This is a genomic window from Streptomyces sp. NPDC127097, assembly GCF_042724075.1.
Taxonomy (GTDB): domain Bacteria; phylum Actinomycetota; class Actinomycetes; order Streptomycetales; family Streptomycetaceae; genus Streptomyces.
On record NZ_JBHXFI010000029.1, the window covers coordinates 55,011 to 69,217 of the forward strand.

Below are 14,207 nucleotides of genomic sequence, written 5' to 3' on the forward strand. Positions count from 1 at the left end.
CGCCCGTAGCCGCCCCAGTGCAAGGAACCCGGAGGGATTTTCCATGCCCGCAGCCAGACCCCGCCGCCTTCACCTCAACGCCTTCCTGATGAACGCCGGCCACCATGATGCCGCCTGGCGGCATCCGCGTACCCGGCCCGAACGCGTCACCGACCGGCGCTACTTCCAACACCTCGCGCAGACCGCCGAACGCGGCAAGCTCGACTCGATCTTCTTCGCCGACGGCCTGGCCCTGTGGGGCAAGGTCAAGCACAACGCGCTCGGCGGCTTCGAACCACTCACGCTGCTGTCCGCCCTGGCGACGGTGACCGAGCGCATCGGCCTGATCGCCACCGTCTCCACCACCTTCAACGAGCCCTTCCACACCGCCCGGAAGTTCGCCTCCCTCGACCACCTCAGCGGCGGGCGGGCCGGCTGGAACATCGTCACCTCCGGCACCGTCGACGAGGCCCGCAACTTCGGGCAGGACGAACACCTCGAACACCGTCTGCGCTACGACAGGGCGCGGGAATTCGTCGAGGTCGCCACCAAGCTGTGGGACAGCTGGGAGGATGACGCGGTCCTGCTCGACCGCGTGCGCGGGATCTACGCGGACACCGGCAAGGTGCGGCCCATCGACCACCGGGGGGAGCACTTCGCCGTACGGGGCCCGCTGAACGTCCAGCGCAGCCCGCAGGGTTATCCACTGCTGGTGCAGGCCGGGTCCTCCGAGGACGGCAAGGAGTTCGCCGCCCAGTACGCCGAGGCCGTGTTCACCGCACAGCAGACCCTCGCCGACGGGCAGGGCTTCTACAAGGACGTGAAGAACCGCCTCGCCCACTACGGACGTTCCGAGGACGACCTGAAGATCCTGCCCGGGATCTGCCCGGTCATCGGCTCGACGGAGGCGGAGGCCCGCGCCCTTGAACAGGAGCTGACCGACCTCCAGGTGCCGGAGTACGGACTCGCCCAGTTGTCGGGCATGCTCGGGACGGACCTGACCGGGCTGCCGCTGGACGGTCCGCTGCCCGCGCTGCCGGAGGAGCGGGACATCAACGGCAACAAGAGCCGTTTCACCCTGGTCGCCGAACTGGCCCGGCGCGACGGCCTGACCCTGCGCGAGCTCATCGCGCGCCTCGGCGGCGGGCGCGGCCACCGGGTCTTCGCCGGGACACCGGAGCAGATCGCCGACCAGCTCGAAGAGTGGTTCACGCAGGGCGCCGCCGACGGCTTCAACGTCATGCCGCCGCATCTGCCGGGCGGCCTGGAGGACTTCGTCGACCACGTCGTGCCGATCCTCCAGGACCGGGGCCTGTTCCGCACCGAGTACACCGGACACACCCTGCGCGAGCACTACGGGCTGCCTCGGCCCCGCAGCCGCCTGGCCGACGACAACGGCCGGAACACCCGAGACTCCCAAACTCCCGAAATCCCGAACGGCCGAAACTCCTGAAAGGAACCCGCACATGAGCACCAGCACAGGCTTCGACATCCGCCGGATCGGCGGACGAATCGGCGCCGAGATCAAGGGCGTCGACCTCTCCGCCGACCTCGACCCGGCGATCGTCACTGAGATCAATGCGGCTCTGCTGGAACACAAGGCGCTGGTCTTCCGAGACCAGCAGCTGGACGACGCCGGGCAGCTGCGCTTCGCCTCCCTCTTCGGCGAACTCACCACCGCCCACCCCACCGTCCCGTCCGTCGACGGGCAGCCCCACATCCTTCCCGTCGACGGGGACGAGGGCATCCGCGCCAATCACTGGCACACCGACGTCACCTTCGTCCGCACACCCCCGAAGGCGTCGACCCTGCGCAGCATCGTCGTCCCGCCCTACGGCGGCAACACGCTGATCGCCAACTCGGCCGCGGCCTATCAGGATCTGCCCGCGCCGCTGCGCGAGCTGGCGGACAAGCTGTGGGCGGTGCACACCAACGACTACGACTACGCCGCCCCGAAGAACGACAAAGCGGCCGAGCACCGCAAGCGGTTCGTCTCGCGCACGTACCGCACCGCCCACCCCGTAGTACGCGTGCACCCCGAGACGGGGGAGCGCGGCCTGTTCATCGGCGGCTTCGCGCAGACCATCGAGGGCCTTGGCCCCTCCGAGTCCCGGGACCTGCTGCGCATCTTCCAGTCGTACGTGACGCGCCCCGAGAACATCGTCCGGGTGGCCTGGACGCCAGGTGACCTCGTCCTGTTCGACAACCGCATCACCCAGCACTACGCCCCCGACGACTACGGTGACCTCCCGCGCCTGCTGCACCGGGTGACCGTCGCAGGGGACGCTCCGGCAGGCATCGACGGCACCTCCAGCCGCGCCCTCGAAGGCGGTGGCGCCGACCACTACACACCCGCCGTGGCCTGACACCCACGGGCCCGCCGGCCGCCGGGCTCCATTGGGAGCACCTCCTGGGGGCGCACCCCCAGGAGGTGCTTGGAGTTCTTTGCCTCTAGAAGAACCCCAGCTTCTTGGCCGAGTAGCTCACCAGCAGGTTCTTCGTCTGCTGGTAATGATCCAGCATCATCTTGTGGGTCTCCCTGCCGATGCCGGACTGCTTGTAGCCGCCGAAGGCCGCGTGGGCCGGGTAGGCGTGGTAGCAGTTGGTCCAGACGCGGCCGGCCTGGATGGCGCGGCCCGCGCGGTAGGCGGTGGAGCCGTCCCGGGTCCAGACGCCGGCGCCCAGGCCGTAGAGGGTGTCGTTGGCGATGCCGATGGCGTCGTCGAAGTCGCTGAAGGGGGCGACGGCCACGACGGGGCCGAAGATCTCCTCCTGGAAGACCCGCATGTCGTTGTTGCCCTCGAAGATGGTCGGGCGGACGTAGTAGCCGCCTTCCAGTTCGCCGCCGAGTTCGGCGCGGGAGCCGCCGGTCAGGATGCGGGCGCCTTCCTTCCGGCCGATGTCCAGGTAGGAGAGGATCTTCTCCAGCTGGTCGTTGGATGCCTGGGCGCCGATCATGGTGTCGGTGTCCAGCGGGTGTCCCTGGACGATCTTTTCCGTGCGCGCCACGCCGGCCTCCAGGAAGTCCTGGTAGTGGCCGCGCTGGATCAGGGCCCTGGACGGGCAGGTGCACACCTCGCCCTGGTTGAGGGCGAACATGGTGAAGCCTTCCAGCGCCTTGTCGTGGAAGTCGTCCGCGGCGGAGGAGACGTCGTCGAAGAAGATGTTGGGGCTCTTGCCGCCCAGTTCCAGGGTCACCGGGCGCAGGTGCTCGGACGCGTACTGCATGATCAGCCGGCCGGTGGTGGTCTCACCGGTGAAGGCGACCTTGGCGACCCGGGGGCTGGAGGCCAGTGGTTTGCCGGCCTCGGCGCCGAATCCGTTGACGATGTTGACCACGCCGGGCGGCAGCAGATCCGCGATCAGGCTCATCCAGAAGTGCACCGAGGCGGGGGTCTGTTCGGCCGGCTTGAGGACCACGGCGTTGCCCGCGGCCAGGGCCGGGGCGAGCTTCCAGGTCGCCATGAGGATGGGGAAGTTCCAGGGGATGATCTGGGCGACCACCCCGAGCGGCTCGTGGAAGTGGTACGCGACGGTGTCCTCGTCGATCTCCGACAGCGAGCCCTCCTGGGCGCGGATGGCGCCCGCGAAGTAGCGGAAGTGGTCGATGGCGAGCGGGATGTCGGCCGCGAGGGACTCCCGTACGGGCTTGCCGTTCTCCCAGCTCTCCGCGACCGCCAGGGCCTCCTGATGCTGTTCCATCCGGTCGGCGATCTTGTTCAGGACGGCGGCGCGTTCGGCGGCGGCCGTGCGGGCCCAGCCGGGGGCGGCCGCGTGTGCCGCGTCCAGGGCGCGCTCGACGTCCTCGGCGGTGCCGCGGGCGACCTCCGTGAACGGCGCTCCGTTGACCGGGGTCGGGTTCTCGAAGTACCGGCCCAGGGCGGGCGCCACATACTCGCCGCCGATCCAGTGGTCGTAGCGGGGCAGATAGCTCATCACGGCATCGGCGGAACCCGGGCTGGCGTAACGGGCCATGGTGCGGCCTCCCAATCGCTCTCGGCGCGGTGCCCGGCACTCCCGTGTGCCGGGCGTTGCGCGCAGGCTAGAGCCGGGGAGGTTGCGTGGACGTTGCGACGCGCGTGGCGGTCGGTGGACCCACCGCACCGCCGCGGGTCAGGCCGTACGCCGCGCGCAGCCGGTGCGCGGTGGCCAGCGGTGCGCTGCGGGCCGGGGAGCGCTCCGGCAGGGCGTCGACCAGGGCTTCCCAGATCTCCAGGTCGTCCTCGCCCCAGGGGGTGCGCGACCACTCGCACAGCAGGCCGGGATCGCGGGCGCCGAGCAGCGCGGACCGCAGCCGGTCCGCGAGCGTGCCGCGCAGCCGCTGGACACCGGGCGCCTCCGACGACGGCAGCAGCGGGCCGCGATAGGCGTTCAGCGCGGAGCGCACCTCGCCGGCGGCCAGCGCCTCCTCGACCGCGTCCAGATCGGTCTCGACGGACCTGCTCAGCCGGTACGGACGGGAGTGCAGCAGGGTGCCGACCAGCTGCCGCAGCCGGGACAGTTCGGCCCGCAGCGTGACCGGGCGCCGCTCGCGCTCGCCGTACAGCAGCACCGAGAGCTGATCGCCCGTCAGGCCCTCGGGGTGCCGGGCCAGCAGCGTGATGATCTCGCTGTGCCGGCGGCCCAGCCGGAGCCGCTCCCCGTCCAGGACCAGCAGCGCCTCGTCCCGGCCGAGGGTGGACAGGAAGACGCCCAACTCCGGTACGCCTGACGCGAGATGGGCTTCCGCGGCGCGGGCGGTGGCCTGCACCAGCGCCAGGCAGTGCGGACTGGCCACATGGTCCCCGCCGGTGAGGTCCACCGCGCCCAGCAGCCGGCCGGTCCGTGGGTCGTGCAGCGGGGCGGCGGCACAGCTCCAGCGCTGGACCTGCCGGTTGTAGTGCTCGGCGGCGAAGATCTGTACGGCGTGACCGGCGGCGAGGGCGGTGCCCGGGGCATTGGTGCCGGCGTGCCGCTCGTCCCAGCGGGCGCCGACGACGAAGTTCATCCGCTCGGCACTGCGCCGCACCCCGGGGTGCCCCTCCACCCACAGCAGCCGTCCCTGCGGATCACAGACGGCCAGCAGATGCGCGCCGTCCTGCGCGAAGCTGCCCAGCAGCTCCCGGAAGACCGGCATCGCGCGGGCCAGCGGATGCCCCTCCCGGTAGGCGCTCAGCGCGGCCTCGTCCAGCTCGATGGGGGCGGCGCCGTCGGGCGCCGCGTGCGCGTCGGCGGAACGGCGCCAGGAGTCGGCGACCACCCGGCGGACCGGCGGCGCGACCGTCCCGTCGGCCAGGAACGCCGCATGGGCCCTGCGTACCGTGCGGGTGCGCTCCACCGGATCGGCTCCGGCCTCCATCGCCAGCCAAGGGTTGACCACGTGTCACCTCTTCGATGCGGCTCCTGCCCCCGTACGGCCGATGGTGCTCGTAGCGGGCGGGACCGTAAACCCCGCGAGGCGCGCCGGGTGCCATCGAGGGGCGCGCGTCGAGCGGTCGTGCGCCGTGCCGGCAGCCGGAGGGCCGGACGACGAACGGGCGGAAGGCCGCTGCCTCCCGCCCGACTCCGCGCCGGCTGCCGCTACTTGATCGCCTTGATCAGCTCACCGTTGGCGGTGTCACCGCTCAGCTCCCAGAAGAACGTGCCACCCAGCCCCTGCGCGTCCTTGAAGGCCATCTTCGTGCCGATGGTCTCCGGGGTGTCATAGCTCCACCACTGGTCGCCGCACTTGGCGTACGCGGTGCCGGCCACCTTGCCGGTGGCCGGGCAGCGGCCCTTGAGGACCTTGTAGTCGTCGATGCCGGCCTCGTACTTGCCCGGTGCCGCGCCGGTCGCGGTACCGCCCGGCGCGTCCTGGGTGACGCCGGACCAGCCGCGGCCGTAGAAGCCGATGCCCAGCAGCAGCTTGCTCGCCGGCACGCCCAGGCCCTTGAGCTTGGCGAGGGTGTCGGTGCTGTTGAAGCCCGCCTTCGGGATGCCGTTGTACGACGTCAGCGGGGAGTGCGGGGCCGTCGGGCCCTTGGCGTCCCAGGCGCCGAAGTAGTCGTAGGTCATGGGGTTGTACCAGTCGACGTACTGGGCCGCGCCCGCGTAGTCGGCGGCGTCGATCTTGCCCCCGGCCGAGGCGTCCGCGGTGATCGCGGCGGTCACCAGATTGCTCCCGCCGAACTTCGACCGCAGCGCCCGCAGCACCTTGGTGAAGGCGTCCCGGCCGCTGGTGTCGCAGGTCAGACCGCAGGCGTTGGGGTACTCCCAGTCGATGTCGATGCCGTCGAAGACATCGGCCCAGCGCTTGTCCTCGACCAGGTCGTAGCAGGACTGCGCGAAGGCGGCCGGGTTCTTCGCGGCCTCGCCGAAGCCGCCCGACCAGGTCCAGCCGCCGAACGACCAGATCACCTTGAGGTTCGGGTGCAGCTTCTTGAGCTTTCTGAGCTGGTTGAAGTTGCCGCGCAGCGCGCCGTTGTCCCAGGTGTCGGCCTTGCCGTCGACGCTCTGGTCGGCGGTGTACGCCTTGTCGTAGTCGGCGTAGGAGTCGCCGATGGCGCACCTGCCGCCCTGGACGTTGCCGAAGGCGTAGTTGATGTGCGTCAGCTTGGCCGCCGAGCCCGAGGTCTCGATGTTCTTGACGTGGTAATTGCGGTCGTAGACACCCCAGTTGGTGAAGTATCCGACGACCTTCCCACCTGCCGCCGCGGGTGCCGCGGGGGCGGTGTCGCGCGGTGCGGTGGGGGCGTTCGCGGGGCTGGCGGAGGCCGGTCCGGCGAGCAGGGTGCCGGCCAGTGCCGCCGTACACAGCGCGGTCACGGCGGCGATCACTCTGCGCGGGGCGCGCGGCCGGTGCGGTATGGGCATGTCGTCTCCTCGGAGGGGGGTAGGGGTGCCCGCGCTCCCCAACGGCCCGCGCTCCAGACGGACGGCGGGGCTCTGCGGACACTCCCTGGAGGGAGCCTGACCCGCGTTCCGAATTGGCATGAACGCGTTGAACGTTGGAGGAGAAGGTAGAAGGACTAGACCAGTGAGTCAATGGTTCGGACCAATTTCCCGTCCAGCCGGTACCGGGGCCGGATCTCCTTGGCCAGTGATGATCAACCCGTGACGCGGAGCCTCCGATCGGGCATACTCCTAGCGCCACAGTCGCAGGTCATCGCCTTCCGAGACCCGGAACGCGATCATCGGCCTGGCACTACGGAAACCGGCGCCGCCGCCCACCCCGCGCGTGTCGCCGCAGCGCCCGACAGGGAGGAGAGCGCCGCCATGACCGAGTACGGCCCCCGGCCGGTGGACCGCAGGCTGCCCACCGAAGAAGCCCGTGACCTGATGACGCTCGTACGCGAGCTCGCCGACCGCGAGATCCGGCCAACGGCCGCCGAGGAGGAGGACGCCGGCCACTTCCCGCGCGCGACCTTCACCCTGCTGTCGGAATCCGGCCTGCTCTCGCTGCCCTACGACGAGGAATTCGGCGGTGGCGGCCAGCCGTACGAGGTGTATCTCCAGGTGCTGGAGGAGCTCGCCGCGGCCCGGCTCACCGTCGGCCTCGGCGTCAGCGTGCACACCCTCGCCTGCCATGCGCTCGCCGGATACGGCAGCAAGGAGCAGCGCGCCGAACACCTCCCGGACATGCTCGGCGGCGGGCTCCTCGGCGCGTACTGCCTCTCCGAGCCCTCCTCGGGCTCCGACGCCGCCTCGCTGACCACCCGGGCCACCCGCGAGGATGGGGGCACCTCCCGCGCGAGCGAAGCCGAGCGTGGGGGAACCTGGACGCTGGAGGGCACCAAAGCCTGGACCACCCATGGTGGCGTGGCCGATTTCTATACCGTGCTGGCCCGCACCGGCGGCAGCGGCGCCCATGGCATCACCGCCTTCCTCGTGCCCGGCGACGCCGAGGGCCTGAGCGCCGCGGCCCCCGAGCGCAAGATGGGCATGAAGGGCTCCCCGACCGCCCAGCTGCACTTCGATGCCGTACGGGTCCCCGACTCCCGCCGCATCGGGGAGGAGGGCCAGGGCTTCGCCATCGCCCTGTCCGCCCTGGACTCCGGGCGCCTGGGCATCGCGGCCTGTGCCGTCGGCGTCGCCCAGGCGGCGCTGGACGAGGCGCTCGCCTACACCGCCGAACGACAGCAATTCGGCCGCCCGATCGCCGACTTCCAGGGTCTGCGCTTCATGCTCGCCGACATGGCGACGCAGATCGAGGCGGGCCGCGCCCTCTACCTCACCGCCGCCCGGCTGCGCGACGCCGGTCTGCCGTTCTCCAAGGAAGCGGCGATGGCCAAGCTGTTCTGCACCGACACCGCGATGCGGGTGACCACCGACGCCGTCCAGCTCCTCGGCGGCTACGGCTACACCCTCGACTTCCCGGCCGAGCGCTATATGCGCGAGGCCAAGGTCCTCCAGATCGTCGAGGGCACCAACCAGATCCAGCGGATGGTCATCGCCCGGCATCTCGCCGGCCCCGAGAAGCGCTGAGCGGGACGGGGTGGGCGGGCACGCTCCCGCCCACCCCGCGGCTTCCCGCCGGCCGGGGCCACCGCGCTCTCGCTGCTGGACCCGGTGCCGGAGGGGGCGACCGCGCCGCTGCATGGACGCCGATGCCCTCCGTGGCGCAGGTCCGACGCAGGCATAGTGCCGCTACGCCCCCTACTTGTCCTTCCGGGTCTGGCCGTCCGTCCGTAGCTGACGTACCGTCAATTCCCCTGTGTGGGCGTCGAACCGGGGTGACGCCCGGCCGCCCGCGCGCCCAGGAGGAGACCGTGCCCGACCGCCCGATCGCGCTCGACGAGTACCCGATCCATCAGGTCCCGCTGTCCCTGCGGCATGTCGCCACCAGTGACCGCAACGCCTACGACCGGTGCATCTTCCATGTCATGGACCACTCCGGCCGCGCCCTGCTGATCACCGGCCTCGGCGTCTATCCCAACACCGGTGTCATCGACGCCTATGCCACCCTCCGCCTCGGCGACCGGCTGTATGCCGTGCGGGCCTCCGACGCGCTCACCGACGACCGTCTCGCGCTCACCGTCGGCCCGCTCACCGTCACCGTCGAGGAGCCACTCGCCCGCCTGCGGCTGACCTGCGCCGCGGACCCCGGTGACCCGGACGGCCTGGCCTACGACCTGACCTGGAACGCGGCGTTTCCGGCCACCTGGGAGCCGCACCACACCCAGTACCGCGGCGACCGGCTGATGCTGGAAGGCCGCCGGTTCGTCCAGGCGGGCACCTGCACCGGCCGCATCCGCGTCGCCGGCCAGGAGCTCGACGTGACGGCGGGGGAGTGGACCGGCACCCGCGACCGCAGCTGGGGCGTCCGCCCGATACCCGGCGAGGACGGCGGACGGGCCGCGGAGGAGCTGCGGCCCGAGGGCTTCCACTGGGTCTGGTGCCCGGTGCGCTTCGACGACCGCTTTGTGATGGTCATCGTCCAGGAGGACGCCGACGGCCACCGCACCCTCAACGAGGCCCTGGTGGTCCACGACGACGGCCGCGAGGTCCAACTCGGCTGGCCGCACACGGACATCGGCTACCGCCCCGGCACCCGCCACCCCGAACGCGCCGTCCTCCACCTCACCGGCCCCGGCCGCAAGCCCCTGGAACTCACCGCCGAGATCCTCACCTCCTCGCCCCTCGCCCTCGGCGCCGGTTATCCTCCCCCAAGCTCTCAACTCCGTTCGAGCAGGGGGGACCCCCATGCCGACGACTGGCAGCACGGCACCTGGCGGGGCCGCGGCTGGACCGACCGCCGCAGTTACGACCTCAGCGACCCGGCGGCACACCCGCTCGCCGCCTACGGAGTCACCGACCACGCCGCCCGCTTCACCCTCGACGGCCGGACCGGCCACGGCATCTTCGAGCACGGCAGCTTCGGCCGGCACGATCCCAGCGGCTTCACCGGCTATGACTCCGTCGCGGGGGAGGCCGGCCGATGACGGCGCAGCCACCGCCCGCCGCCACCCCGGGCGGAAAGGAGCCCGGGGGAGTGCCCGCCGGGCGGCGCCCCCGCACCAGCACCCGCGACCCCGAAGCCCTCACCCGCCGGCTCACCGCCTGGCTCGGCACCCGGCTGCCCGGCGCCCGCGCCGTCGCCCCGACCGTCCCGGACTCCAACGGGATGTCCAGCGAGACCCTGCTCTTCGACATCGAGCACCCCGAGCCGCCGTCCCCCGCGCCCTCGGCCGGAGCGGAGCAGGGAGCGGCCCCCGTCTCCTGCGCACTGCGGCTCGCCGCCGACCCCGCCGCGTACACCGTCTTCCCGCGCTACGACATGGCCCGGCAGTACCGCACCATGCGTCTGGTCGCCACCCACACCGACCTCCCGGTGCCCCGCACCCTCTGGCTGGAGGAGGACCCGGCGCACCTCGGCGCGCCGTTCTTCGTCATGGCCCGCGCCGACGGCCGCGTCCCTCCGGACGTCATGCCCTATACGTACGAGGGGAATTGGCTGCACGACGCCACCGACGCCCAGCGCGACCACCTGGAAGCCGCCAGTGTCTCGGTCCTCGCCCGGCTGCACGACCAAGTCCCGCCCGCCGCGGCCGACTTCCTCGCCGGAACCGGCACCGGGAGCGCGCTGCACCGGCATGTCGAGGCCCAACGGGACTACTACTCCTGGGTCGTTGACGGCCGCCCGCGCTCCCCGCTCATCGAGCGGGCCTTCGCCCGGCTGGCCGACCATTGGCCGTCGGACCCCGGCGAGACCGTGCTGAGCTGGGGCGACGCCCGGATCGGCAATATCGTCTACGACGGGTTCGAGCCGGCCGCCGTCCTCGACTGGGAGATGGCCGCTCTCGGCCCCCGCGAACTCGACCTGGGGTGGATGGTCTATCTCCACCGCTTCTTCCAGGATCTCGCCGAGGCCGGCGGCCAACGGGGTCTGCCCGGGCTCCTGACCCGCGACCGCGTCGAGAGCCGCTATGCCGCACTCACCGGACACCCGCCCCGCGATATGGACTTCCACACGCTCTACGCGGCCCTGCGGCACGCCATCGTCATGCTGCGGGTGGCCTACCGCCAGGTCCACTTCGGTGAGATGCCGGTTCCGGCCGACGCCGATGCGCTGATCCTCCACCGGGAGACGCTGGAGGCGATGATCGAGGGCCGCTACTGGTGAGCGCGGCCCCTCGGGAAGACTCGGAAAGCTCTCAGGCGCCCGGACGCATCCCCGGCACCCGCACCGGCCGGGTGCCGGGCCCGCCGATGTGCGAGAACGGCTGACGGCGCCAGTCCAGGCTCTCCGGGAGCGTCAGCAGCATCGCCGCGTCCTGCTCCTGGGCGTCCAGGGTGTCCTCGGACTCCGGCGCCTCGGATGCCGCCCGGCCGGAGCCCTGGCACACCGTCAGCCCGAAGGGGTTCCACGGCGAGGCGCACAGGGCGTGCTCCGGAAGCGTGTCCTCGTCCGCCAGCAGCGCGATCGGCTGGAGGCAGTCGGGGCAGGTCACTCGGTAGATCTCATAGGTGTCGAAAGAGTCGTCCGCACCGTCGTCGCCGGAGAGGCCGGAACTGTCGCCCTCCTGGGCGCCGATGTTCGCGGCAGCTGAGTCCTGCTTAAGGCGTCGCATGATGTCCATCCCCCTCGGGTGGGCCGTACCGCTGACTTCCTGTGACGGGCGGTCCCGGCCACCAGCAGCAATTCCCTTCATGCCGCACGCATAATCGCGGGCACCCCACCGACACCGGATCACACGTGTGGCATTGGTCACATGGCCCGGCGCAAGGGTGTCCACGATCCGGCGCGCGGTGCGCACACGCGCCCGCGCGCAGTAGGTTGAGTGTGTGGAGGAGTTGGACCGACAAATCGTGGATCTGCTCGTCAAGGACGGGCGGATGAGCTACACCGACCTGGGCAAGGCCACCGGCCTGTCCACCTCGGCGGTGCACCAGCGGGTGCGCCGCCTGGAGCAGCGCGGTGTCATCCGGGGCTATGCCGCCATCGTGGACCCCGAAGCGGTGGGCCTGCCGCTCACCGCCTTCATCTCGGTCAAACCCTTCGACCCCAGCGCGCCGGACGACATCGCCGACCGCCTGGCCGAGGTCCCCGAGCTGGAGGCATGCCACAGCGTCGCGGGCGACGAGAACTACATCCTCAAGGTGCGGGTGGCCACCCCCTTGGAGCTGGAGCATCTGCTCACCCGCATACGGACCCTCGCCGGCGTCTCGACCCGCACCACGGTCGTGCTCTCCACGCCCTACGAGGCCCGCCCGCCGCGCATCTGACCGGTGATCGCCCCCCTGCGCGCGGCCCGTCCGTGCACAGGGGCCAAACTGTCCGGTATGAGCGAGCGCATCCCCGATCCGGCCCGACCGCACCCCACTGGCCCGGCACGTCCCCGTACGGTCCTGCTGCGCGGCGGTGAGGTGCACAGCCCCGCGGACCCCTTCGCCACCGCCATGGTCGTCGAGGGTGACCGCATCGCCTGGGTCGGCGAGGAGGGCGCGGCCGACTCCTTCGCCGAAGGAGTGGACGAGGTCGTCCGGCTCGACGGCGCGCTCGTCACCCCGGCGTTCACGGACGCACATGTGCACACCACCGCGACCGGGCTCGCGCTCACCGGCCTCGATCTGTCCGGCGCCGGCACGCTGACCGACGCGCTGGCCCGTATCCGCGACTACGCGGCCGCGCGGCAGGCGGACCGGATCCTGCTCGGCCACGGCTGGGACGCCAGCGCCTGGCCGGAGGGCCGCCCGCCGTCCCGCACGGAACTGGACGCGGCCACCGGCGGCCGGCCGCTCTACCTCACCCGGGTGGATGTGCACTCCGCGGTCGTCACGACGGCGCTGCTCGATCTGGTCCCCGGCGTGCGTGAGCTGGCCGGATTCCGGGCCGACGCCCCGCTGACCGGCGACGCCCACCACGCGGTGCGGCAGGCCGCGTACGCCACCGTCACTCCCGCCCAGCGCGCCGAGGCGCAGTCCGCCGCACTCGCCCGCGCCGCCTCGCTCGGCATCGGCAGCCTCCACGAGTGCGCCGGCCCGGACATCTCCGGTGCGGACGACTTCACGGAGCTGCTCGCCCTGGCCCGGGAGGGGAACGGCCCGCGCGTCGTCGGCTACTGGGCCGAGCTGGTCGCGTCCGCAAAGGACGCGGAGCGGATCCGGGAGCTCGGGGCCCTCGGCGCCGCGGGCGATCTCTTCGCCGACGGCTCGCTCGGCTCGCACACCGCCCATCTGCACGCCCCGTACACGGATGCCGGCCACACCGGCGTCGGGCACCTCGACGCCGAGGCCGTCGCCGCCCATGTCGCCGCCTGCACCGAAGCCGGACTCCAGGCCGGCTTCCACGCCATCGGGGACGCGGCCCTGACCGGCGTCGTCGACGGTGTACGGGCCGCCGCCGAGCGCATCGGCCTCGACCGGATCCGGGCCGCCCGGCACCGCGTCGAGCACGCCGAGATGCTCACCGAGCAGACCATCGCCGGCTTCGCCGACCTGGCCCTGACCGCCTCCGTCCAGCCCGCCTTCGACGCGGCGTGGGGCGGTGCGGACGGCATGTACGCCGCCCGGCTGGGCGTCGACCGGGCGCGCACCCTCAACCCGTACGCCGCGCTGCTCAAGGCCGGGGTCCCGCTCGCCCTAGGCTCCGACAGCCCGGTCACCCCGCTCGACCCCTGGGGCACCGTGCGGGCCGCCGTCTTCCACCGCACCCGCGCCCATGGCATCTCCGCCCGCGCCGCGTTCACCGCCCACACCCGCGGCGGCTGGCGCGCCATCGGCCGGGACGACGCGGGCGTCCTGGTGCCCGGCGCGCCCGCCGACTACGCGGTCTGGCGCACCGGCGAACTGCTCGTCCAGGCGCCCGACGAGCGGGTGGAGCGCTGGTCCACCGACCCCCGCTCCGGCACCCCCGGCCTGCCCGATCTCACCCCCGGCAACGACCTCCCGGTGTGCCTGCGCACGGTCGTCGGCGGGCGGACGGTCTTCGGGCCGCCGAACGAGTGACATCGCGCAGGCAGGTGCCACCACGGACCGTGCTTGCTGCTCCTTGGCCCCCATGCGGGCGCTCGCGGCTGACCTGGGGCGACGCGAAAACGACGCAGGCGGAGCACCTGTTGACAGCAGGCGGTCGGCGGCCGGTAGGTTCGGCCGAGTCCACCACAGGACGTCCGACCGGTAGATCCTCCGCGCAGTCGTCGAACGCAGCTGGGCCATGGGGCGGTGCGCCACTGGGGCACACCGCCACTGGGAGCCAGGTCCAGGACCCGCGGCACGGGGCGACGGAAGGTTTCGGCCGGCCGGCGGGTGCGACCCGGGTGGGGCCCGGA

The 14,207-nt window shown here is 72.0% G+C and carries 11 protein-coding genes; 7 read left to right on the forward strand and 4 right to left on the reverse strand.

The features are described from left to right. Positions 1–43: 43 nt before the first annotated feature. Both ACFWJW_RS22165 and ACFWJW_RS22170 read left to right on the forward strand, forming a co-directional pair. Positions 44–1,432: an LLM class flavin-dependent oxidoreductase gene (locus ACFWJW_RS22165; RefSeq protein ID WP_387243957.1), complete on the forward strand. Its 1,389-nt coding sequence runs from the start codon at positions 44–46 to the stop codon at positions 1,430–1,432. A 13-nt stretch (positions 1,433–1,445) separates the two neighbouring features. Further along, a complete protein-coding gene (locus ACFWJW_RS22170; RefSeq protein WP_387243960.1) occupies positions 1,446–2,345 on the forward strand; it encodes a TauD/TfdA dioxygenase family protein in 900 nt (299 codons plus the stop codon). Positions 2,346–2,430: 85 nt separating this feature from the next. Here the strand turns inward: ACFWJW_RS22170 and adh are convergent, their stop codons facing one another. From adh to ACFWJW_RS22185, 3 genes are all read right to left on the reverse strand, one after another. Beyond that, positions 2,431–3,954 (reverse strand): aldehyde dehydrogenase, encoded by a 1,524-nt coding sequence (adh, locus tag ACFWJW_RS22175; RefSeq protein ID WP_387243963.1) that lies wholly within the window; start codon positions 3,952–3,954, stop codon positions 2,431–2,433. Between the two features lie 67 nt (positions 3,955–4,021). Next, positions 4,022–5,338 (reverse strand): GAF domain-containing protein, encoded by a 1,317-nt coding sequence (locus tag ACFWJW_RS22180; RefSeq protein ID WP_387243966.1) that lies wholly within the window; start codon positions 5,336–5,338, stop codon positions 4,022–4,024. Positions 5,339–5,538: 200 nt separating this feature from the next. Continuing rightward, a complete protein-coding gene (locus ACFWJW_RS22185; RefSeq protein WP_387243968.1) occupies positions 5,539–6,810 on the reverse strand; it encodes a glycoside hydrolase family 18 protein in 1,272 nt (423 codons plus the stop codon). Positions 6,811–7,212: 402 nt separating this feature from the next. On the opposite strand from ACFWJW_RS22185, the gene ACFWJW_RS22190 reads away from it, so the two are divergent. From ACFWJW_RS22190 to ACFWJW_RS22200, 3 genes are all read left to right on the forward strand, one after another. Further along, entirely contained in the window at positions 7,213–8,421 is a 1,209-nt protein-coding gene (locus ACFWJW_RS22190) for an acyl-CoA dehydrogenase family protein (protein ID WP_387243971.1), read from the forward strand. 284 nt (positions 8,422–8,705) lie between these two features. Continuing rightward, positions 8,706–9,878 (forward strand): hypothetical protein, encoded by a 1,173-nt coding sequence (locus ACFWJW_RS22195; RefSeq protein ID WP_387243973.1) that lies wholly within the window; start codon positions 8,706–8,708, stop codon positions 9,876–9,878. After that, positions 9,875–11,059, forward strand: a complete 1,185-nt coding sequence (locus tag ACFWJW_RS22200; protein WP_387243976.1) for a phosphotransferase family protein — start codon at positions 9,875–9,877, stop codon at positions 11,057–11,059. Before ACFWJW_RS22195 ends, ACFWJW_RS22200 begins: the two co-directional genes overlap by 4 nt. 31 nt (positions 11,060–11,090) lie before the next feature. On the opposite strand, the gene ACFWJW_RS22205 is transcribed toward ACFWJW_RS22200, so the two are convergent. Beyond that, the gene (locus ACFWJW_RS22205) at positions 11,091–11,516 is read right to left on the reverse strand and encodes a hypothetical protein (RefSeq protein ID WP_387243979.1); all 426 of its coding nucleotides are present in this window, start codon (positions 11,514–11,516) and stop codon (positions 11,091–11,093) included. Positions 11,517–11,721: 205 nt separating this feature from the next. On the opposite strand from ACFWJW_RS22205, the gene ACFWJW_RS22210 reads away from it, so the two are divergent. Further along, on the forward strand, positions 11,722–12,162 hold the full coding sequence (locus ACFWJW_RS22210) for an Lrp/AsnC family transcriptional regulator (protein ID WP_026170119.1): 441 nt from the start codon (positions 11,722–11,724) through the stop codon (positions 12,160–12,162). A gap of 57 nt (positions 12,163–12,219) precedes the next feature. Further along, positions 12,220–13,884, forward strand: a complete 1,665-nt coding sequence (locus tag ACFWJW_RS22215) for an amidohydrolase (protein ID WP_387243982.1) — start codon at positions 12,220–12,222, stop codon at positions 13,882–13,884. The last annotated feature ends 323 nt before the right edge of the window (positions 13,885–14,207 follow it).

Excerpts from the sequence above, each read along its gene's own strand:
- ACFWJW_RS22185 (WP_387243968.1), bottom strand. The coding sequence starts at position 6,810 with ATGCCCATACCGCACCGGCCGCGCGCCCCGCGCAGAGTGATCGCCGCC.
- ACFWJW_RS22215 (WP_387243982.1), top strand. The coding sequence starts at position 12,220 with ATGAGCGAGCGCATCCCCGATCCGGCCCGACCGCACCCCACTGGCCCG.
- ACFWJW_RS22205 (WP_387243979.1), bottom strand. The coding sequence starts at position 11,516 with ATGGACATCATGCGACGCCTTAAGCAGGACTCAGCTGCCGCGAACATC.
- ACFWJW_RS22200 (WP_387243976.1), top strand. The coding sequence starts at position 9,875 with ATGACGGCGCAGCCACCGCCCGCCGCCACCCCGGGCGGAAAGGAGCCC.
- adh (WP_387243963.1), bottom strand. The coding sequence starts at position 3,954 with ATGGCCCGTTACGCCAGCCCGGGTTCCGCCGATGCCGTGATGAGCTAT.
- ACFWJW_RS22170 (WP_387243960.1), top strand. The coding sequence starts at position 1,446 with ATGAGCACCAGCACAGGCTTCGACATCCGCCGGATCGGCGGACGAATC.
- ACFWJW_RS22190 (WP_387243971.1), top strand. The coding sequence starts at position 7,213 with ATGACCGAGTACGGCCCCCGGCCGGTGGACCGCAGGCTGCCCACCGAA.
- ACFWJW_RS22165 (WP_387243957.1), top strand. The coding sequence starts at position 44 with ATGCCCGCAGCCAGACCCCGCCGCCTTCACCTCAACGCCTTCCTGATG.